The organism is Streptomyces sp. NBC_01474, assembly GCF_035918215.1.
In the GTDB taxonomy this organism is placed as follows: Bacteria; Actinomycetota; Actinomycetes; order Streptomycetales; family Streptomycetaceae; genus Streptomyces; species Streptomyces aureus.
In genome coordinates this window covers 2,018,554-2,038,695 of the sequence record NZ_CP109449.1, presented here as the reverse complement: position 1 = coordinate 2,038,695, position 20,142 = coordinate 2,018,554, and the positions used below count along the sequence as shown (strand labels likewise).

General features: G+C 66.6%; 17 protein-coding genes and 2 pseudogenes. 8 read left to right on the top strand and 11 right to left on the bottom strand.

Features of this window, described 5'->3' with window-relative positions:
- Positions 1-337 precede the first annotated feature (337 nt).
- The 3 genes from OG758_RS09755 to OG758_RS09745 all read left to right on the top strand — a co-directional run bounded on the left by OG758_RS09755 (position 338) and on the right by OG758_RS09745 (position 2,364).
- Positions 338-1,387: an HNH endonuclease gene (locus tag OG758_RS09755; RefSeq protein ID WP_326709611.1), complete on the top strand. Its 1,050-nt coding sequence runs from the start codon at positions 338-340 to the stop codon at positions 1,385-1,387.
- A gap of 162 nt (positions 1,388-1,549) precedes the next feature.
- Positions 1,550-1,933 carry a hypothetical protein gene (locus tag OG758_RS09750; protein WP_326709610.1) on the top strand — a complete coding sequence of 128 codons (384 nt, stop codon included), beginning with the start codon at positions 1,550-1,552 and terminating at the stop codon, positions 1,931-1,933.
- Positions 1,934-2,187: 254 nt separating this feature from the next.
- Positions 2,188-2,364, top strand: a complete 177-nt coding sequence (locus tag OG758_RS09745; RefSeq protein WP_326709609.1) for a hypothetical protein — start codon at positions 2,188-2,190, stop codon at positions 2,362-2,364.
- 30 nt (positions 2,365-2,394) lie between these two features.
- Here the strand turns inward: OG758_RS09745 and OG758_RS09740 are convergent, their stop codons facing one another.
- Together OG758_RS09740 and OG758_RS09735 are read right to left on the bottom strand one after the other, a co-directional pair.
- A complete protein-coding gene (locus OG758_RS09740) occupies positions 2,395-3,282 on the bottom strand; it encodes an IS3 family transposase (RefSeq protein WP_326709608.1) in 888 nt (295 codons plus the stop codon).
- Positions 3,279-3,578, bottom strand: coding sequence for a transposase (locus OG758_RS09735; protein WP_114041739.1), 300 nt, complete (start codon positions 3,576-3,578; stop codon positions 3,279-3,281). Before OG758_RS09735 ends, OG758_RS09740 begins: the two co-directional genes overlap by 4 nt.
- A 311-nt stretch (positions 3,579-3,889) precedes the next feature.
- Here OG758_RS09735 and OG758_RS48900 point away from each other — a divergent pair, with 311 nt between their 5' ends.
- Positions 3,890-4,822, top strand: coding sequence for a helix-turn-helix domain-containing protein (locus OG758_RS48900; protein WP_442810415.1), 933 nt, complete (start codon positions 3,890-3,892; stop codon positions 4,820-4,822).
- 651 nt (positions 4,823-5,473) lie between these two features.
- On the opposite strand, the gene OG758_RS09730 is transcribed toward OG758_RS48900, so the two are convergent.
- On the bottom strand, positions 5,474-6,391 hold the full coding sequence (locus OG758_RS09730) for an IS3 family transposase (RefSeq protein WP_326709607.1): 918 nt from the start codon (positions 6,389-6,391) through the stop codon (positions 5,474-5,476).
- Positions 6,388-6,696, bottom strand: a complete 309-nt coding sequence (locus OG758_RS09725) for a transposase (protein ID WP_326708198.1) — start codon at positions 6,694-6,696, stop codon at positions 6,388-6,390. Before OG758_RS09725 ends, OG758_RS09730 begins: the two co-directional genes overlap by 4 nt.
- Before the next feature lie 35 nt (positions 6,697-6,731).
- On the opposite strand from OG758_RS09725, the gene OG758_RS09720 reads away from it, so the two are divergent.
- The 4 genes and pseudogenes from OG758_RS09720 to OG758_RS09705 all read left to right on the top strand — a co-directional run.
- Entirely contained in the window at positions 6,732-6,983 is a 252-nt protein-coding gene (locus OG758_RS09720) for a DUF6308 family protein (RefSeq protein ID WP_326715861.1), read from the top strand.
- A 767-nt stretch (positions 6,984-7,750) separates the two neighbouring features.
- A complete protein-coding gene (locus OG758_RS09715) occupies positions 7,751-12,433 on the top strand; it encodes a DUF6531 domain-containing protein (protein WP_326709606.1) in 4,683 nt (1,560 codons plus the stop codon).
- A gap of 77 nt (positions 12,434-12,510) precedes the next feature.
- Positions 12,511-12,999: a hypothetical protein gene (locus OG758_RS09710; RefSeq protein ID WP_326709605.1), complete on the top strand. Its 489-nt coding sequence runs from the start codon at positions 12,511-12,513 to the stop codon at positions 12,997-12,999.
- 136 nt (positions 13,000-13,135) lie between these two features.
- A pseudogene (locus OG758_RS09705) lies at positions 13,136-13,327 on the top strand (transposase); the annotation flags it as partial.
- Here OG758_RS09705 and OG758_RS09700 read toward each other — a convergent pair.
- The 7 genes and pseudogenes from OG758_RS09700 to OG758_RS09670 all read right to left on the bottom strand — a co-directional run bounded on the left by OG758_RS09700 (position 13,319) and on the right by OG758_RS09670 (position 19,419).
- Positions 13,319-13,801, bottom strand: a complete 483-nt coding sequence (locus OG758_RS09700) for a hypothetical protein (protein ID WP_326709604.1) — start codon at positions 13,799-13,801, stop codon at positions 13,319-13,321. The pseudogene OG758_RS09705 and the gene OG758_RS09700 sit on opposite strands and share 9 nt — an antisense overlap.
- 173 nt (positions 13,802-13,974) lie before the next feature.
- A complete protein-coding gene (locus OG758_RS09695) occupies positions 13,975-14,244 on the bottom strand; it encodes a hypothetical protein (RefSeq protein WP_326716294.1) in 270 nt (89 codons plus the stop codon).
- A 166-nt stretch (positions 14,245-14,410) separates the two neighbouring features.
- Positions 14,411-14,755, bottom strand: a pseudogene (locus tag OG758_RS09690) (response regulator); the annotation flags it as partial.
- A gap of 12 nt (positions 14,756-14,767) precedes the next feature.
- Complete coding sequence (locus tag OG758_RS09685) at positions 14,768-15,949, bottom strand: sensor histidine kinase (RefSeq protein WP_326709603.1); 1,182 nt, start codon at positions 15,947-15,949, stop codon at positions 14,768-14,770.
- Positions 15,950-16,054: 105 nt separating this feature from the next.
- The gene (locus tag OG758_RS09680) at positions 16,055-18,298 is read right to left on the bottom strand and encodes an MMPL family transporter (protein ID WP_326709602.1); all 2,244 of its coding nucleotides are present in this window, start codon (positions 18,296-18,298) and stop codon (positions 16,055-16,057) included.
- 360 nt (positions 18,299-18,658) lie between these two features.
- The gene (locus OG758_RS09675; RefSeq protein WP_326709601.1) at positions 18,659-18,928 is read right to left on the bottom strand and encodes a barstar family protein; all 270 of its coding nucleotides are present in this window, start codon (positions 18,926-18,928) and stop codon (positions 18,659-18,661) included.
- 170 nt (positions 18,929-19,098) lie between these two features.
- Complete coding sequence (locus OG758_RS09670) at positions 19,099-19,419, bottom strand: hypothetical protein (protein WP_326709600.1); 321 nt, start codon at positions 19,417-19,419, stop codon at positions 19,099-19,101.
- Positions 19,420-20,142: the final 723 nt, after the last annotated feature.

Genomic DNA, 20,142 nt, shown 5'->3' with positions numbered 1-20,142 from the left:
CGCCCCGGGCCTTTGTCTTCACGTCCTGCTCGGCCTCATGCCGAGGAACACCCTGCTCATGAAGTAGGGAAAGTTCAATCGCGCAAGTACCGGGACGCATGACAAGTTGTCGGATCTTGCTCCGCGGCAGGCCGGGGGCGTCCATCAGACTCGCGTTTCCGCAGGTCATCAGGCAAGGCGGACAGACTCGCACTGTCCCGGACACCTGCGGACCGAACCTCGAATGAGACTGTCTCCAACGGCCCCTCGGCAGCGAGGACCTAGCCACCGCTGTAAAGCCTGACCGAGGCGACGCGAGGGCAAGTGCATTGTCATACCCGCCCCGTAGGCTCCGCTCATGGAAAAAGGGGCTATCTCGCGCGACGACATCCTGAAGACCTTGCGGGAGTACGACGAACTCGGAGCGGAGTCGTTCCTCGAGTTGTACGGCTTCAAGCCAGCCCGCAAGTTCCTCATCCTGCATGACGGCAAAGAGTACGACTCGAAGGCAGTCGCGGGAGTAGCCCATAAGCACTCCCAAGGGAGGACACTGTCCTGGGACGAACTCCGCGGCGGGGTAGGCCACGCAGTCGACTGGCTGAAGCGCGAAGGCTTCCAGGTCGGAGTGTCGCGCAGCCCCAAGTGGACCCGAGACGAGCTGATCCTCGCGTGCGATGTCGTCGCCCGGAACGGCTGGCAAGGACTCTCCTCCTCGGACCCGCGGATCGGAGAGCTGTCCGACCTCCTCCAACTCCTCGCTGTCTACCCGCCGGAGCAGCGCGCGGCCGAGTACCGCAACCGCAATGGGGCGGCCTACAAGAGCCTCAACATTGCCAGCTTCCATCCTGACTACACGGGCAAGCCAACAAACGGCGGGCGGCTGGACCGCGAGGTACTGCGCGACTTCCTGAACCGTCCGGCAGAGATGGCACGTGCAGCCGAGCTTCTTCGTGAGGGCCTGCGGTCTGGTGAGCTCCAGCCCGTACCACTGCCCGAAGACGAGGACTTGGACGACGACGTCAGCGCGCCCGAGGGACGCGTTCTCTACCGGCGCCACCGGACACGCGAACGCAGCAAGGGGCTCCGCAAGAAGAAAATCGCGTCGATTCTCAAGCGGGGAGGCACCCTGTCCTGCGAGGCGTGCGGGTTCGACTTCGCCAGGGTCTACGGCGAGCGGGGTGAGGGCTACATCGAGTGCCACCACGTGGTGCCGCTCCACGAGGCCGGAGAAGGCACCACGAAGTTGGCGGACCTCGCGCTGATCTGCTCGAACTGCCACCGCATGATTCACCGCAGTGCCCCATGGCCCACGCCGGCCGAACTGCGCTTACTGGTCCAGGAGCAGACCAGTATCCAGGGAGCAAAGCTACCGAGACCGCGCTCCGCGGCAGAGACCGCCCAAGCGTGACACCTCGGCTCCCACGGAGGGCAAACACGGAGGCGCCCCGCTACTCGTGCAGCTGCGGTGGAAACGAGGGAGGTGGCCGGTCGTCTCCAACAAGCCGCTGGCGGCACCCCAGGGCCAGGCCTATGGTGCAGGCGACGAGGCTGGATACCCCGGAGGGCTGGGATGAGTCGACTGAAGGTCGCGGCTGTGACCGTATTGCTGCTGAGTGCCGTCGGCTGCGGGCACATGGAGGACCCGGGCGCGGCGGCCAAAGGCTCACCGTCCCCCAGCGGCCCCGTCTGGGAGGCCTACCAAGCAGGCAGGTCATTCGGCCGGGAGCACAAGGACACCGCCCGCATCCCTGACAGCGTGGCCCGTACGTCCGACCCCCAGGGGTCCGTCCAGGACGCAGTGGAGGCGGACAGTGAGAACGCGCGCTGGTGGTGCCAGCGCAACCTCCCCGCCGACCTGGAGAGCGAGCACGAGGACCACGGCGACGCGCTCACCGCTGGGTGCGTCGGTGGTGTCCTGCCCCTGATGGACACGCCGGAACTGTGGGCACGGTAGGGCGGCGGGGGCGCACGGTCCACCAAGACCCGCCCCTACACTCCCCACACTCAAGCCGGTGGTAAAGACTGCTCCTTGTCTGCCAAGTCCACGTGCGCGAACGCCGGATTCTCTGACGTGACTGGCTAGCGGAAGACGATCCCGTTGATAGACCTGTGATGGTTCGCTCAACGCCCGCCGCACGAACGGAAATAGTGCCGCCGAGACACCGGCCTGCGCCGTATGGTTCTCACCTTACGAGTGAGGAGCGAACGGTGGCATACATAGCGAAGCCGGACTTCGATCAGACCCTCGCGGATTTCGGATCGGCGAGGTTCACTCGGCTCCGGCCTGGTCAGCGCCAGGTCCTCGCGGCGTACGCGGAGCAGCACCTTGACGCTGCAGACCTGGCCATCGAGATGCCCACCGGCGAGGGTAAAACACTGCTGTGAAGCTTCCCCGTGATCTTGGACACTTGATCTCTATGCTGCGAGGCCGTGTTGGTGCCGTTGCCGGGTCTCGGCTGGGGTGAGGTAGCCGAAGGCCTTGTGCTTGCGTAGTCGGCGGCGGTTATAGAACGTCTCGATGAAGTCGAAAACGTCGGCGCGGGCGGTGGCCCGGTCGGGCCAGACTCTGGTGCCGATCTCTTCCTTGAGTAGGGCCCAGAAACTCTCCGCGGCGGCGTTATCGAAGCATGATCCGGTGCGTCCGCAGCTTTGCCGGAGGTTCAACTCGCCTATTTCACAGCGGAATTGACTGCTGGTGTATTCGCTGCCGCGGTCCGAATGCGCTATGCAGCCGGGCCGGAGCCGCCCACGGCCGGCGGCCATCTTCAGGGCATCCACGACCAGGTCTGCGCGGTGGTGGTCGGCCATCGAGTAGCCGACGACCTCGCGGGTGGCCAGGTCCAGCCAGCAGGCGAGGTAGAGCCAGCCCTCGGCGGTCGGGAGGCAGGTGATGTCGCCGACCAGCTTCGTGCCGGGGATCTCGGCGTGGAAATCCCGGCCGATCAGGTCCGGCGCCGGCTTCGCCTTCTTATCCGGCCGGGTCAGCGACCGCCGCCTGCGGCGATGGGCTCCCTGAATACCGTGTTCGCGCATCAGGCGGGCGACCCGCTTGCGGTTCACACGCCGCCCCAGACGCCGCAGCTCGGCATGGATGCGCGGGACGCCGTAGGTCTGGCGTGAGCCGACGTGGATGACGGTGATCTCGTGTACCAGGGCCTCGTCGGCGGCCTTGCGGACTGATCGGGTCCTGGCCGCGGCGAGCCAGGCGTAGAAGGAGGAGCGGGCAACCTTCAGCAGCCTGCAGAGGAAAGCGACGCCGTGGGTGGTCTTCTCCGCCTCGATGAACGCGTACGTGTCGTTCACCGATCGCTCTCCTTCGCGAAGAAGACCGCGGCTTTTCGCAGCACCTCGATCGTCTTGGCCTGCTCGACGTTCTGCCGACGCAGCCGCCTGAGCTCCTCGCGCTCGGCCGTGGTGAGCTCACCCGGGGCTCCCTCGCCCCGATCTGCCTTGGCCCGGCGATACCAGCCGCGCAGGGACTCGGAGCTGATGCCGAGATCCCGGGCGACCGCCGTGACCGTCTTGCCCGAAGAGTCGACGAGCGCGATCGCGTCCCGCTTGAACTCCTCGGTGTACCGCTTCGTGTACTTGCTTCCCACCTGGCGCTACTTCCTCTGGAACCTCAGGTCCCAGTCTCCAGGTGTCCACGATCAAGGGGAAGGTTCACACCGTCGACGCTACCTTGAGATCGGACAGGTCTGGGACGACTCGGCTCCCACGTGCCTTCGACCAGCGCGAACGTCTGGATCGGTGCAGGTCCTTACTGCGCACAACTGCTGGACGTCCCGGACAAAAAGTTTGGTTCGGTGGACAGGGATGCCTCCTCGTTGTCACGCTCTTCCTGTTCCACGGAAGCAGGTTTACAGCTTTATAGCTGCCTGGCGAGGGGGTATCGGTGCAGCGATATGGAATGCAAGATCGAAATGCGAGGACCGGCCCTTTACAGTCCTGGCTGATTCGGGAAAAGTATCGCGCTGGCCTCAGTTTCGGAGAACTTGCCGCGTTGACATTTATCTCGAAATCTTCGCTGCATCGCGCCACGCAAGGGTTCGAAATGCCTAGTCGGCAAGTCTTCGAAGCATTCGTTCGAGGTTGCGGATCGGACCTCAAGACTGCCGATGAGGAATGGCGGAAGGCTGAATCGGTAAACTCTTTGTTTGGCTTCACGACCGTGTCGATTCACCCCGATGACGTTACCACTCACAACGAGTTGCGTAGGGCTCTGGGGCGCCTCATGAAGCGGAAAGGGTTGACTTTGCGGCAGATCGAAAAGATGGCTGAGCAGCGGAGCGTCAAGCTTCGCAGAAGCACGCTCGGTGATGCTCTCAGTGGGCGTCAGAATTTCAGCCGTAGTTCAACTAGCAAGCTTGCGCGCACCTGCGGCGAGACGGAGAGTTCGGTCCAAGCATGGGATGAGGCATGGGACCGCGCTGAGCGTGATAGGAGAAGTAGAAACGGTCATTTGGGTGGGATGTATAGACTGCCAGCGGGTGCCAGGCAGTACGTTGAACTCGGTATTGAAGAGATATTTGAGGTCTGCGAGCGATACAACGTCCCGAGTGCAGAGATAGATATGTACATTCGCAGGCAAGTTGAGCTCAGACGTATCTCAAATTCGCGAACTTTCTGGGGTGATCCTCCCGAGTCGTGGAGGGTTTCTGTGTCGAACCCTGCCAATGACGTATCGGGTCGAATTGAAGAGGCTCTGAGGGGGGTTCTGGTGAAGAGGCTTCCCTTTCCCTTGGACGGGTCGCTGTTGCGTGGGCTCACGAGTTCCGTTCTTCACGCGCTGGGGAAAGATGCAGACGCCGATGGAGTCAGCGGCGTGGAAATGACTAAATGAGCAGCCCGTTTCTTCCGGCGTGGACTGATACGCCGGCTGTAGGGGGGCACTGACCCGTGGGTAATCGGTACCCGTCGCAGTGTGCAACGGCGACCAACCTTCCTTACAGGCCGTGTAGTTGGCCAGGCCAGGGGCTCTCAAGGTCCGTATGATGAGTCACGCTCGCCAGTTCTTCCTCTTGAGCGCTGCGTACCCCGTTGTCGATCTGTATGCAGCGGGTGGCAGCTTGCTTTGACAGTTCCGTCAAAGCAACACTGGAAGAACAGGAGGGGCGTGTGGTGGAAGGCCCGATCGAGCGGAAACCGAGCAGGAGTTGGACTTGGCCCGAAAGGTGGCAAGTCGCGCTAGCTGCGGCAGGTCTGCTGGTGGCGGTCATCGCCACGGTGGGGCAGTTCGTCCATTAGGACGTCCACCTACGAACCCGTCGCGATCGGGAGCTGCGTGCGCAGCGAGCCCGGTCTCGTGAAGCGCGACCGGGCTCGTGAACTGCGCGGAGGGCCTGGCTCTGGCAGGAGCTGGGCCCTCTGTTTGCTTGTCAAGGCTTATCTCATCACTCATTGTCAAGCAAAGAGAACAGTACAGCGGCTGGAGGCTGAAAGCCATGGTGCGTCGTTAGGCAGTGAGGTTCCCCCGTTGCTCGGGAGTTGCTGATCAGCTGGTCAGAGCGGGTTGACGGGTGTTCAGGTTCGTTGATTCGGCCGTCGCCTGGTCGGCGTAGTACTTCTCCTCGAACTCGATCGGGCTGAGGAAGCCGAGCCGTTCCTGGATGCGGCGGGAGTTATAGAAGCCGTCGATGTACTCGAATAGGGCGAGGTTCGCCTCGGCCCGGGTGGTGAAGACGCGACCACGCAGGCCCTCGGTTTTGATGAGCATCCAGAGGTTCTCCGCGAGGGCGTTGTCGTACGAGTCCCCGACCGAACCCATGGAGGCCTCAACTCCCACTCGCATCAGTCGAGTTGTCAGCTTGATGGACGTATATTGACAGCCGTGATCCGCGTGGTGAATGAGCTTGCCGGGCTCGACCTCACGGGACGCGAGTGCGTACTCGAGCGTGGTCAGCACCAGGTCGGCGTCCGCGCGGGCCGAGGTCTCCCACGCGACGACGCGGCGGGAGAACGCGTCGCGGATCGCGGACAGCCACAAGGGCCCCTCACCGGTGGAGATCATCGTGAGGTCGGTGACCCACAGCCGGTTCGGCGCGGGCGCCGTGAAGTCCCGGTTGACCAGGTCCGGGGCCAGGGTGGCCTTCGGGTCGCGGCGCGTGAAGCCCTTCCGCCGCGGGCTCACGCCCGCCAGTCCGTCCTCACGCATCAATCGCTCGACCCGCTTGCGGCCGACGTGGACATCCTCGCGTTTGAGGGCGGCGTGCACGCGCGGCGATCCGTAGATGCCGCCCGAGGCGGCGTGGATCTCGCGGATCTGCTCGGTCAACTCAACGTCGCGGCAGCGCCGTTCACATGGCTCCTTCTCCGCGCGGCGCCAGCGGTAGTACGTCGAGGAGGGAATGTGCAGTTCCCGGAGCACGCACTCGACCCCCAGACGCGGATGCTCGTCAACGAGCGCCGTCACCTGGGCCGGGTCGGGTCGAGTTGCGCCGCGAAAAAAGCTGAGGCCGTCCGCAGGACGTCGTTGGCCCGCTTGAGCTGGGTGTTCTCCTTGCGCAGGGCCGCAAGCTCGGCCCGCTCGTCAGTGGTGAGCCGGTCGTCGCGCTCGCCGGCGTCGGCCTCGGCCTGGCGGATCCAGCCGCGCAGGGCCTCGGGATGCACGCCGAGGTCGACGGCCAGCTTCTTGATCTGCGGCTTCGGATCCGTCGTGCGATACATCCGCACCGCACGCTCACGCAACTCCAGCGAGTACTTCCTGGGGGCAGCCATGGTCGATGTTCCTCTCATGAGTCCCATCTGACCCGCTGTCAGCATCCTCCGCATCTCGGGGGAACCTCAACCGCGTCGTACGCTGCGCCGTTGGCCAGCCACGCTCCTTCTGGCACGCCATGCACAGCGCCCTACGCGCCGACGACTACGCCCTCCAGCGTGAGCTGCTCGTCCTGAAGCAGGCTGCCGGACTACCCGAGGCGGTCAGCGTGCTGCGGGTTTGCGATGTCGTGGTCTGGATGCGGCATCACACCGATCACCAAGATGTCGGCTGCACCTGGGACTGATCGCGGGCCAGGGCTATTCAGTCCGGATCGAAGCCCTATCCGTTCGCCCGTGCCCCTTCAGGAGTACCTCCAGCGCCATGCGTTCGCGCTGTATGCGCACTTGATTCGCGCACCGCTGACGGTGGTCGTCAGGGTTCCATGATGGCTGTTCCGGCAAAACTGTCTCGCCTCGTAGCCGTTGCCCGGGTGGGAGACGATGGAGCGCCTGCCGCTGCTGCCACGGCTGTTGTTGGCCCTGGCGGACTGGGGGCCTGGGGGACGGTGACGGTCGGGACAGGCGTCTGGACGGTTCTGGACTTGCAACCGTGAGTGGGGCCTCGAGCCGTGAACCGCACGGCTGGTACGGGGAACCCCTACGGCCTGGTTCGGTTCGCCGCTTGGTGCACTTCTCCGTGTCCAAGAGGTTTCCTCTCTCAGCAATGGCCCGCCCCAACCGGTGCGGGGAGTGCCTCCCGGCGACTCCGCCGGGCGGCCGAACCCACAGATCGGGTAGGGCGGATGAAGCTTGAGAAAGGGCTTGGATGAAACAATACCGGTCTGCGCACCCCGTGATTCACGGGGGCATCCCCGCCTGAGCAGGGCACTGCCCGCCCCGCGCAGACATCAGACCGCGGCCACGAGGGATCGTCACGAAGTCCCATTTGCGTTGGCCAGGGACGGCTGGCCCGCTTACATCAGCGTCACGTCGTCAACTAGGTTCTTGATCGCATACGCAGCACCGTTGCGCCTGCGAGCGAGGCGTGGGACACAGGGGAGAGGTACGGGGGATGGGTTACACGATACCGGGCTGGCTGGACGAGGTTCTGGACTTCATCGGGATCAATTTCCCGAACGTGGATGAGGATGACTACCGCGACATGGCTGACGCCATGCGGGAGTTCGCGGAGAAGTTCGAGGGGCATGGCGGGGACGCACACAAGGCGTTTTCACGGATCCTGTCCTCCTCCGAGGGCTGGGCAGTCGACTCCATGGAAAAGCACTGGAACACGATCAAGGCCAGTCACCTGGAGAAACTCCCGGAGCTGGCCCGGCTGTTCGCGGACGCCTGCGACACCCTCGCCGAGATCATCGAGTGGATGAAGCACAAGGCCGAGGCCGAACTCGCCATCATGGCAGGCTCGGTGGGCCTGTCCATCGGCCTTGCCTGGGTGACCGGCGGTCTGTCCGCCATCCTCGGTGCGGCCGAGATCCAGGCGATGCGGCAGGTGGTCAAGCGGATCATCGACGAGGCGGTCGAGCGGATCGTAGACGAGGTGATAGCGAAGCTGACCGAGCCAGTCAACGCGAAGCTGGAAGCGATGGTCGAGGACATGGTCCTGGACCTCGCGGATGGCGCGTTCAGCATGCCGCCCGCGGCCGGCAGCGGTGGTGGTGACGGTGGGCACGGCGGCAAGGGCGGTATGCACCTGGCCTCGGCCGGCGGCGGCAGCGGGGACAGCGGCGGTGCCGGCAAGCAGACCCGTATCGATCACGTCGAGTTCGAGAACGGTGCGGGGAAGGTCTCCCGGCACGGCAGCGAGCTGCACACGGCGGCTTCCGATCCGCTGGGCCGGGTCAAAGGTGCGTTCGGCCGCAGCAAGGGCCGCGACCCGTTCACGAAGGCCTTCGACAGCGTGCTGCACGGCGCGATCAAGGGCTCGGAGAAGGCCCTGAAGAAAATTTCCAAGCACATCACCGAGACCGTGCCTGAGCGGGTCAAGGGTGCGTCCCGGGTCCACAAGGGCAAGGACCACGACGTCCGCACCAAGGTCGACGGGATCGACGCGGGCAAGCACGATGGCGGCAAGGGTGACGACGGCCGCAAGGGCGGCGGCCGGGGCGGGCGCCGTCCCGACTCCCTCAAGGACGCCCTGGCGAACGCGCGGGCCAGGGCCGTCGCCCTGACCCGCCGGCGCTGCAAGACTGACCCGGTCGATGTCGCCAGCGGCGAGATGGTGCTGACCCAGACAGACCTCGAACTGCCGGGCGCGCTGCCGCTGGTGCTCCGGCGCACCCACATATCCGGCTACCGGTACGGCCGGTGCTTCGGGACGAGCTGGGCCTCGACCCTCGACGAGCGCCTGGAACTGGCGGGGAACGGTGCGGCCTGGGCGCGTGAGGACGGTTCGGTGTTGGTGTATTCCCGGATGCCGACGGGGACCGACGACGAGGTGCTGCCGGTCGAGGGCGAGCGCATCCCGCTCACGTACGTCGACCGTAACGCGCTGGGCGAGATCACCTACGCTACGCGCGACCCCTGGTCCGGCATCGCGCACCGGTTCGTCGGCAGCCCCTACACGTCCGGCGGCCTGTACTGGTTGGCCGAGATCGAGGACCGCAACGGGAACACCCTGTCCTTCGTCCGCGACGAGGAGGGCCTGCCGAGCGCCGTCGTCCACCACGGCGGCTATGACGTGCGGATCGGCTGCGACCGTACCCAGGGCAGGGTCACGTCGGTGGAACTGCGCGCCCCCGACGGGCCGGTCGCGGTCGCGTCGTACGGCTACGAGGGCGGCGACTTGGCCGACGTCCTGTCCTACTCTGAGACCGCCGCGCTGCGCTTCACCTACGATGCCGGGCACCGCGTCACCTCGTGGACCGACCGCAACGACCACACCTATGCCTACGTCTACGACGGCGCGGGTCGCGTCGTGGAGACGATCGGGCCGGACGGAGCGCTCTCCTCCCGCTTCTCCTACGACACCTCCGAGCGTGTCACCCGCTTCACGGACTCCACCGGTGCGCTCACCCTCACCCGGCTCAACGCGCTCGGCCAGACCATTGCGGAGACCGACCCGCTCGGCCACACCGTGCGCTTCGTGTGGGACCGCCACGACAACCTGCTGGAACGGACCGACGAGCTCGGCCGCACCGCCCGCTTCACCTGGGACGAGCGCGGCAACCTGACCGCTGTCCGGTTCCCCGACGGCAGCGAGGCCACGACCCGTTACGACGACCTCAACCAGCCGGTGACGGTCGTCGAGGCCGACGGCACCACCTGGCGGCAGGACTTTGACGAGCAGGGCAACCGTGTCCTCGTCGTCGCGCCGGACGGGACCGAGACCCGCTTCACCTACGACGCCCGCGGTGCACTGCTCAGCCTGACCGAACCCGACGGCACGAGCGAGCACTTCGTCAACGACGCAGCGGGTCTGGTCCGTTCACGTACCGACCCCCTCGGCGCCACCGCCTCAGCCGAGCGTGACTCCTTCGGCCGCCCCGTGCGCTTCGTCGCCCCCGGCGGCGCTACGACCCTCCTCGAATGGCTGCCGCAGGGCCGGCTCGCCCGGCGCATGCACCCGGACGGCACCACGGAGCACTGGTCCTGGGACGCCGAGGGGAACTGCACCTCGCACACCGGCCCCACGGGCGCTGTGACCCGCTTCGAGTACACACACTTCGACCTGCTGGCTGCCCGTACCGGAGCCGACGGCGCCCGCTACACCTTCGCCTACGACACCGAACTGCGCCTCACACAGGTCATCAACCCGCAGGGAATGGCCTGGCGTTACCACTACGACGCGGTCGGCGGCCTCGTCCGCGAGACCGACTTCGACGGCCGCTCGATCGACTACGCGTACGACCCGGCGGGCCAGCCCGTCGCGCGTATCACGCCCCTCGGGGCGCGGATCACCAGCACCTACGACGTGATGGGCCGCGTCGTCGAGAAGGACGTGGCGGGCCGCGTGACGCGCTACACCTATGACGCGGCGGGCCGCATCGCGTCGCTGACCTCAGCTACATCCACCCTGTCCGTGGAACGGGACGTGATCGGCCGGGTCGTCGCGGAGACCGTGGACGGCCGGACCACACGCTTTGCCTACGACGCCGTGGGCCGCCGCGTCAGCCGCACGACGCCCAGCGGCGCGGTGACGCACTACAGCTACGACGCGGTCGGCAACCGCACCGGACTGCTCAGCGACGGCCACGCGCTGACCTTCACCCATGACGCCTGGGGTAAAGAGCTGACGCGGAGCTTCGGCCCTGAGCACGCACCGGTCACCCTCACCTCCACCTGGAACGAGATGGGCCGGCTCACCTCGCGGCTCCTCACCACCGGTAGCCGTACCCTGCGCGAGCGCGCCTACGGCTACCGCGCCGACGGCTGCCTGGAGCAGATCACGGACCAAGAGTCCGGCGCGAGCCGCCGTTTCGAACTCGACCCGGTCGGCCGCCCGCTGCGCGTCACTGCGGACAACTGGGCGGAGAGCTATGCCTACGACAGCGCGGGCAACCAGGTCGGCGCGGCCTGGCCACAGCGAGCCGGCCGGGCTGAGAGCCGCGGTGAGCGTACCTACGAGGGCACCCGCGTGGTCTCCGCCGGCCAGGTCCACTGCGTGTACGACGCCGGAGGCCGCACCGTCCTGCGCCAGCGCAAGCGACTCTCCCGCAAGCCCGACACCTGGCACTACACCTGGGACGAGGAGAACCGCCTGATCGCCTGTGTCACTCCGGACGGCACCCGGTGGACGTACAGCTACGACCCGCTGGGGCGGCGCACCGCCAAATGCCGGCTGGCTGACGACGGCCGCACCGTTGTGCACTGCGTCCACTTCACCTGGGACGGCACCCGGCTCGCCGAGCAGACTGACAGTGCCCACGACATCACCACCACCTGGGACTACGAGGGCTACCGCCCGCTGACCCAGCTGGAGCGCCGGCCATCCGACCAGGGTGAGGTCGACGCCCGGTTCTTCGCAATCGTCACCGATCTGATAGGTACGCCCAGCGAACTCGTCGACGAGGCGGGCACGGTCGCCTGGCGCAGCCGCTCCACTGTCTGGGGTGCCACGGGCTGGAACCGGGATGCCACCGCCTACACGCCGCTGCGGATGCCCGGCCAGTACGACGACCCGGAGACCGGCTTCCACTACAACTACCAGCGCCACTACGACCCCGACACCGCGCGCTACGCGAGCCCGGACCCGCTTGGCCTTGCCCCTGCCCCGAATCCGGTCGCGTACGTCACCAACCCGCACACCCGGATGGACCCCGAGGGCCTGATCGCCAAGGGCTGCACGGAGAACGGCGGCTGGTACAGCGGCATGAAGCCCGCCAACCTCCTGGACAAGAACAAGCAGCGCATCAACCCCGTGGACCAGGAGATCAACCACATTCCGGCGAAGGCGTCCTACGCCCACCTGGACATCGCCGGATTCCGCACGGACAAGAACGGCGGCGGCGCCGGCATGGGGCCCGCAATCCGCATGGACTCCGACGACCACCGCAAGCTGACCAGCACCGGATCCAGCAAGAGGAGCGAACGCTGGCGTGCGAAGCAACGGGCGTTCATCGACGCCGGGCGCTGGGACAAGGCCATGAAAATGGACATCGACGAGATCCGCAAACTCTACGGGGACAAGTACGACACCCACATCAAGGACATGGTCGACAGCTTGGACAACAACAGGAAGTTCCAGGCAATGCTGAAGCAGAAGGGCTGGAAGATAGACTCCGACCTGCTCAAATGACCGATGAGGACGCACCGTGACCCCCGACGTCACGGCACAGGTGCGGCTCTGCCCGAGCATGAGGTGAGAAGCGACCGATGGACCTGGTACTCGACCCGCCGCACGGCGTGGCCCCGTTGCGGCTCGGCATGACGCTGGAGGAGGCGGTCGCCGCGGCGCCGCGGGAGTGGGGCGAGGCCAGCGTCCTGCGCCGATCCGAGGACGACGCGATGGCCGAGTGGACGCTGGACCACGTCGGCGTCCAGGCCATGGCCGAGGAGGACGGGGTCGTCGTGACCGCGATCGAGCTGTGGTGGCCCGGTGAGGGCCGTGTCTCCAGCACACGCGTACTGCTCGACGGGGACGAGGTGTTCACCACCCCCGCTCAGGAGGTCTTCGCGCGCGCCGTCAGCCGCGGCTGGCGGGTCGACACGTCGCAGCCCGAGTACCCGGTGATCCCCGGCGTGTCCCTGGGTTTCACCCGGCAGACCTCCCAGGAGGTCGAGCGGGACGCGGACGGGCTGCCACGCTGTGTCACCTCGGTCCTCGTCGGCGCCAAGGATTACTACGACTACCGCTACGAGTGATCGGGGACAGGGGGCGACCCGGGTGCGGCAGAGCGGCGTTGCCTGCCAGCACCACCGCGGACCTGGGCTGCTGCCGCGTGGAGCGGACGAGCTCTCGAGCCAGTCCTTCACCGTCCCCGTCGAGCAACTGGTTTTCGAATCCTCACAGCGGCTCGGCGGCCACCGATGGGTTGTTGAAAGGACCGTGTCCTGGCTCGCCGGCTGCCGTCGACTCCACCACCGTTACGAACGCAAGGCGGAACATTTCCTCGCCTTCGTCGGCATAGCCGCAGCCCTTATCTGCCACCGCCGACTCGTCCGTGCGGACGGGCAGGACCATTCAGCGTGAGGCTTCGACACTGCTGACCCAGACACCGAAGGACACGATCTCCGGCTCGCTCTCGGTCTTCTCCGAGAGACTCTGCACGTCGTCCAGGTCCGGCCAGGCGATGAAGCCTGGCTCGCTGTCGGCCAGAAATCCCTCGACGATCGGACCGAGGTCGTCGGAAGCCGCATAGGTACCGCTGAACGGCAACGCATCCGGGGGCACAGAACCGGTCGAGCAACAAAGCTGCCCGGCCTGTTCGTCGTGCCACACGTAGAACGTCGCCACCCCGGGAAAGCCCAGATCGTGAATGCGTTCCCGGCTGGCAGCAGCAGTCCGCTCGAAGGCAGCCACCACCTCGGCGACGGACAACGAACTCCTGTCCTCGTCCGCCGCACCCAGCGACCAGGTGTTGGTCTCCCACTCCACCCGCCGGTCAGTCGGCTCCAACACCAGCGGCTCGGCCGCCACCTCAGCGATCCACGTCAACAGCACCACAGCAGTATCCCGACACAGCTCGGCCCGAGAACCACCAAAAGAAACGACGTCTTAGTCCGGCGCCAATCGCCAGTGTTCGCGCCGGTGGTGTCACACGGTGATGTCAGCAGTAGCGGCAGCATCTGAGGCGCCGGTGCGGTTCAGCCCGCGGCGGACGAGCGCGGCGAGGGTGCTCACCGCACGGGCAGGGCGAGCACCTCCGTCCCGTACGACACGAACAGGCGCCGGCCCTCGCTCACGAGGGCCGTGCGTCCGTCGCTCAGATTCTGCGGCAGGCGCCCGTCGTCCTCGGCGCCGCTGCGCAGCGTCCACGGCGGGCGGTGCGTGCGCAGGTCGACCGCGAACAGCGGCTGCCCGATGGTGCCGGTGTCGACGTACAGGACGCCGTTGTGCAGATACGGCTGCGGCCCGAGCTTGACCATGGAGTGCGTGAGCTGAACCACGGACCTGAGGCTTCTCGTTCGGATCCTGACGAAAGACCCCGGCCGGAGCGGCTCGGAGAGAGGGCGGGCCGCACGGCGGTGTGCGGGCGGGCTCGCGCGGTGGCTTCCCGGGATCATCGCGCTGAACGGACAGCGGGCGCGCGCAACGGACAGCGCTTTTCGCGTCGAGGAGGACGTCCGCTGTGACGTCTTTGCCGAGGAACCCGCTCGCTCCGGCGCGCAGCGCGCGGGCGACGTACTCGTCGGTCTCGAACGTGGTGAGGATGAGGATGCGTACGTCCGAGAGGGAGGGGTCGCCACAGATGGCGGTCGTGGCGGCGAGGCCATCGGTGCCGGGCATACGGATGTCCATGATGACGATGTCGGGGTGGAGTGTTCCCGCGAGGGTGATGGCTTGCGCGCCGTCGGACGCCTGGCCGACGACTTCCAGGTCGCCGGCGGAGTTGATCAGGATGCGGAAGGTGTCCCTGAGGAGGGCGTGATCGTCGGCGAGGAGCACTCGGATGGTCATAAGGTTCCCGGATCAGAAGTTGAGGGGGAGCTCGGCGATGGCGGTGTACCCACCGTCGGGGCGGGGGCCTGCGGTGAACCGGCCTCCGGCGGACAGGGCGCGTTCGCGCATGCTGATGAGTCCGAACCTGGAATGCACGGACATCGAGGCGGTTGTGGCCGGGTGTCCTCGCTTGTTGGTGACCTCGATCTTCAGTACGTCGTCCGTATAGGTCAGCGTCACTTGTGCCGTTGGGGTTCCAGCGTGCTTGGAGACGTTGGTGAGCGCCTCTTGGATGATCCGGTAGGCGGTCAGGTCCACGGCTGGGGAGAGCGGCTGGGTCGCTCCGTCGGTTGTGACGGTGACAGTGAGTCCTGCGGTCGCGAGCGCCGCGACCATGGCGGGGAGCTGGTCAAGCTTGGGGGCTGGCTGGAGAGGCGAGTCAGTGTCCTCCGGGCGGCGCAGCAGCCCTACCGTCGCCTTCAGTTCGCGCAGGGCGGTGGCGGTCGTGCCGCTCAGGCCGGTGAGCAGGTGCTCCGCCTGTTCGGGGTCGCTGAGGATGAGGTGCGCGGCGGTGGTCGCCTGGGCGTTGGCGAGGGTGAGGTGGTGGGCTACGACATCGTGGAGTTCGCGGGCGATGCGTACACGTTCCTCCGCCACCCGGCGCAGTGCTTCCTCCTCGCGGGTGCGTTCAGCGTTTTCGGCGCGGGCCCGCAGCGAGTCGGTGAACGCGCGGCGCAGCCGTAGAGCGGAGCCCCAGGCTACGGGCAGGAGCAATGCCAGAGCCGGGTTCAGGGTCACGATGATGAAGCTGGCGTAGCGGGGTGCCTGCACGATCGCGATGGGGACCATGGGCACGACCACGCCGAGGCCGAAGAGGTGAGCGGTCCGGCGCTCGTCGAGGAGCGCGAGCCAGAACAACGCCACCATGACGGGGGCGAGCAAGAGCATGGTGGTGAGGTAGCCCAGGCTCACCGCGGCGATGGCGCACACGCCGGTGACGACGACGACCGGGCGAGGGTGAGTGCGCCGCCACAGCAGTGCGGTGGTGGCGATGACCCCCAGGACCAGCCCTGGCCACCAGGCGATCGGTTCGCGCACGTCCCATGTGCCGAAGAAGCTCGCTGTGACCACGCAGGCGAACACAAAGGTCAGCAGTGCCGTGTCCATGACGTGCGGGTGGTTGAGAGCGAATCGGCGGGCGGCGCTGGGCATCGCGGTCTCCGGTTGCAGTGGCTGTCGGACCCATGGTGGAGCATCCAGTGGGGAAGGCCGGTGAGGGCGGTCTGACGACATCGGGCGGCCCTCACCTGGGTGTACTCAGATTCCGGCGGTTTCCAGTGGCTTCTGGTCGGGCTGTGTCGCTGGGGTGTCGGTTTGCGTGAGCGCTTCGCCTTCGATGTCGACTCGGGGGAGCACGCGGTCGAGCCATCGGGGCAGCCGCCAGGCCCGGTGGCCGAGGAGCGCGAGGACAGCAGGCACGAACGCCATGCGGACGACGAAGGCGTCGAAGAGTACGGCGATGGCGAGACCGAAGCCGATCATCTTGATCATCGATTCACCGGCGGTGATGAAGCCGGAGAACACGCTCATCATGATCAGTGCTGCCGCGACGACGACGCGTGCGCTGTGACCGAAGCCGGTGACCATGGCACGGCCCGGGCTCTGGCCGTGGACATAGGCCTCCCGCATGCGGGACACGAGGAAGACCTGGTAGTCCATGGCCAGGCCGAAGACGATGCCGACGAGGAAGATCGGCATCATGCTCATGATCGGGCCGGTCTGTTCGACGCCGAGGAGGCCGGCGGCCCATCCCCATTGGAATACCGCGACGACCGCGCCCAGCGAGGCCAGGACGGACAGGAGGAACCCGACGGCCGCCTTGACGGGCACCAGGATGGAGCGGAAGACGACGAGCAGCAGCAGGAAGGCCAGCCCGACCACGACGGCCAGGTACGGGATCAGCGCGCTCTGCATCTTCTGCGCGACATCGATGTTGGCCGCTGTCGTCCCGGTGACCTGGAACGTTGCGTCCGTCGCCGTTTCCAGCCCCGAGCGCTCGCTGCGGATGGTGTGGACGAGATCCTTCGTCTCCTCGCTGGTGGGCGAGGTGGACGGCGTGGCGGAGATGATTGCGGTGTCCCCGGCTTGGTTGAAGCGCGGCTTGGACACGGACACGACGCCGTCCGTCGAAGCGATCTTCTTCGCGATGGTGTTCACCGCTCCCGTCGCGTCGGGGGCGCGCTGAGCGTCGACCACGACGGTCAATGGGCCGTTGAAGCCGGGGCCGAAACCGTCCGCGAGGGCGTCGTAGGCACGCCGTTCGGTGGTGGAGGTGGGCTTGGCCTCGTCGCCGGAGGTGCCCAACTGAAGATCGGCCACCGGCAGGGCGAGCACTCCGAGGCCGATGACGGACAGCAGGAGGACCGGCAGCGGGCGACGCAGCACGAAGCGGGCCCACCTCGATTCCTTGATGCCGCCTGCCGCTCCGGTGACGGTCGCGAGGTGCTGCTCGTCGGATTTTGCGGCCGTACGGTTGCGGCGGCGCAGGTGTCGAGGCAGGACCGCGTTCGGCCAGAACCCGAGCAGCGCGGGAACCAGTGTCAGCGCGATGATCACGGACAGCAGGACCGCTCCGGCGGCTGCGAGCCCCATCTTGGTGAGCATCGGGACGCCGACGATCGAGAGTCCCGCCAGTGCGACGACGACGGTGAGCCCGGCGAAGACGACGGCGGAACCAGCTGTACCGGTGGCCCGGCCGGCTGCCTCCTGCGGGGCATGGCCCCTGCCTCGCTCCTCCCTGTACCGGGAAACGATGAACATCGCGTAGTCGATTCCGACCGCGAGGCCCAGCATGGTGGCGAGGGTTCCCGTCGAGGACGACAGGCCGAACGCACTGCTCAGGGCCGTGATGGCAAGCATGCTCGTGGCCACGCCGATGATGGCGGTCAGCAAGGGCAGTCCGGCCGCGGCCATGGATCCGAAGGTCACCAGGAGGACGAGCGCGGCCACCAGCACACCCGCCGCCTCGCCCACGCCACCGGCCTCCGTCTGCGCACCCATGGCGCTGCCGCCGGTCTCGACGGTGAGGCCGGCCTCCTTCGCATCGCTCAGCACTTCCTGGAGCTCATCCTTGCTGCCGTCGGAGATGTCTTTGGCCGTCACCTTGTAGGTGACAGTCGCGTAGGCAGTGCTCCCGTCCTTGCTGACGGCGTTCGCCTGGAACGGGTCCACCGCGCTCGCGACCTGGCTGCCGGCAGCGGCATCGGTGACCGTCTTCTCGATGGCCTGCCGGTTGTCGGCGGCCGTGACCTTCTGTCCGTCCGGCGCGACGAAGACGATACGTGCACTCGCCCCGTCGGCTGTGGTTCCTGGGAAGCGCTGGTCGATGAGGTCGAAGGCCTTCTGAGATTCGATCCCAGGCATCGACGACGAGTCGTCGGAAGGGGCAGTGGCGGTGAGGCCCTTGAAGCCGACGACGGCCACGACGGCCACCCACAGCAACAGGACCCAACGGCGTTTCCGGAAGGCCGTCCGGCCCAGCCGGTAGAGGAAGGACGCCATGACAGAGAATCTCCACATCTGGTCTCGGGAATCTTCCACAAGACTCCAAGACCAGGGCTGTCCCGTCGTCGTGCAGCTGCTGGCAATCCCTTCTACTGCACTCGCACTACTCCAGTCCGCCGGATCCATACGGGAGAAGGACCTACGCCTCTGGAGACGCGGTATGCCGCAGAGCGCATTGATCTTTGAGTGCACACGGCGCGGACAGCGACCGCTGGGCCGTCTCTGGGCCGTGAAGGGCTGACCAACGGTGACAGAGGTCACCGGAGGGTGACAGGTCCCTCGTCCATCTGACCTGGGCGGCGCCAAACGATCTGCGACACCGGAAGCGTTACGCCTGCATCCGGAGAGTGCTCATCGTTAGGCATACTCAGCGAGGAACTCCGGGCGGTACGTGGCTTGGTAGTCGTCGAGCGCCCGGCGAAGCATGGCGGCCCCGCGGGGAACACCGGCCGCGAGCTGATCCCAGCCGAGAAAGCGCACATGATCGGGGAGGCTGACCAGTCCGGTGATTGCGTCCCAGAAGGCAGCCCAGTTCATGCCGTAGAACTCCGGGAAGTCCAGCTCCCACATCAGAAGCAGGTGGAGAGAGCCCTCGTCGCTCACCTCGCTGACATCGATGGTGATCACGGGACATGCTTACACGGAGTTGCACCGTTCTGACATCCACGAGCGACATCAACGCCAGCGAAGCAGTCGCGTGCGACACCGGTCCACGACGCGGCCCCAGTTGGACCGGGTGGAGATCGAACTCCTAAGGCGAGTGTCGGCACGTGCCAGAGCCGTGCCACATTGTGCGGTCAACCACGGTCAACGGCGGCTCGCTGCAGTCCTGATGCGTCGCTGAGCTGGGCAGCAGCTACAGCCGGAGTGACCTGGGCGCTTCCGCTTCGGATCACGTCCGCCCTTGCAAGGCAGATGTCGGCGGTTCGAAACCGTCCGCGCCCACCCGGGAGAAGACCCCCGGCCGGTGTCGGTCGGGTGTCTTCGACGTACAGGACTGCATCAACGCCCAAATCCCGTGATCGCTCGCGCTCGAGCCGCCTCCTGAGCAGCCAGTCCATGTGGCTGACAGCCTCGCGCTGCGTGTCCTGGACGCCGTGCGTGTACGCGTTCATCATGACCGCAATCTGACGATGGCCGGAGGGTTACGGCAACGGCCCTCCAAGGCCGAGCTGTTACAGATTTCTCTACCTCATCAAGCACCCGGCTGCGCTCCGCTCCGCCGGGCGGGCTTCCCGGCTCCGCTGGGGCTGCCGCTCCTGCCTTCGGCCCGCTCCGCCCCGGCTGCGCCGACGCCCGCCCACTGTGGATAGGCCCGGAGGTCATGAGTCGAGCACCCGACGAACGCGGCCCACGGTCACAGACGATGCCTCCGGCGGGGGATCGGCCGGCACCGGGGGGAGGGGGCACCGTTCCCGGCCGCGGGCACATCGTGGCGAGCGTGGTGGGCTCCCATCCCGTCCACCATCGCCCCAGGCAGAGCCGAGCAGACGCGGCCCATGGCGTCCAGGGCGCTCCACCTGGACGCCATGAACCACGCCCGCTCCACGATGTGTGGGTCGACGGCGGACGGGATGGGAGCTGAGGTAGGTGGTGGGTTGAGCTGGGTGTCGGAGCAGCCGCGTCGAGCTGTTTGATGACGCAGAAACCTCAGCTGCACCCTGTGTATGTCCCTTGACCGCCTGATCGACCCCACTGAGGATGGGGCAGGCCCGTAGACGGTGTCCAAGCAGAGGGGGATTGGTGAGGCTTGCGGAAGAAAGCGATGCGCAGATCTTGGTAGGGATCTTGGGCGTCGTTCTCACGCTCCTCGGAGGCTTGTTCCTCGGCTTCGCCGCTCT

Excerpts from the sequence above, each read along its gene's own strand:
- OG758_RS09755 (WP_326709611.1), top strand. The coding sequence starts at position 338 with ATGGAAAAAGGGGCTATCTCGCGCGACGACATCCTGAAGACCTTGCGG.
- OG758_RS09750 (WP_326709610.1), top strand. The coding sequence starts at position 1,550 with ATGAGTCGACTGAAGGTCGCGGCTGTGACCGTATTGCTGCTGAGTGCC.
- OG758_RS48900 (WP_442810415.1), top strand. The coding sequence starts at position 3,890 with ATGCAAGATCGAAATGCGAGGACCGGCCCTTTACAGTCCTGGCTGATT.
- OG758_RS09725 (WP_326708198.1), bottom strand. The coding sequence starts at position 6,696 with ATGGCTGCCCCCAGGAAGTACTCGCTGGAGTTGCGTGAGCGTGCGGTG.
- OG758_RS09715 (WP_326709606.1), top strand. The coding sequence starts at position 7,751 with ATGGGTTACACGATACCGGGCTGGCTGGACGAGGTTCTGGACTTCATC.
- OG758_RS09710 (WP_326709605.1), top strand. The coding sequence starts at position 12,511 with ATGGACCTGGTACTCGACCCGCCGCACGGCGTGGCCCCGTTGCGGCTC.
- OG758_RS09685 (WP_326709603.1), bottom strand. The coding sequence starts at position 15,949 with ATGCCCAGCGCCGCCCGCCGATTCGCTCTCAACCACCCGCACGTCATG.
- OG758_RS09680 (WP_326709602.1), bottom strand. The coding sequence starts at position 18,298 with ATGGCGTCCTTCCTCTACCGGCTGGGCCGGACGGCCTTCCGGAAACGC.
- OG758_RS09670 (WP_326709600.1), bottom strand. The coding sequence starts at position 19,419 with ATGATGAACGCGTACACGCACGGCGTCCAGGACACGCAGCGCGAGGCT.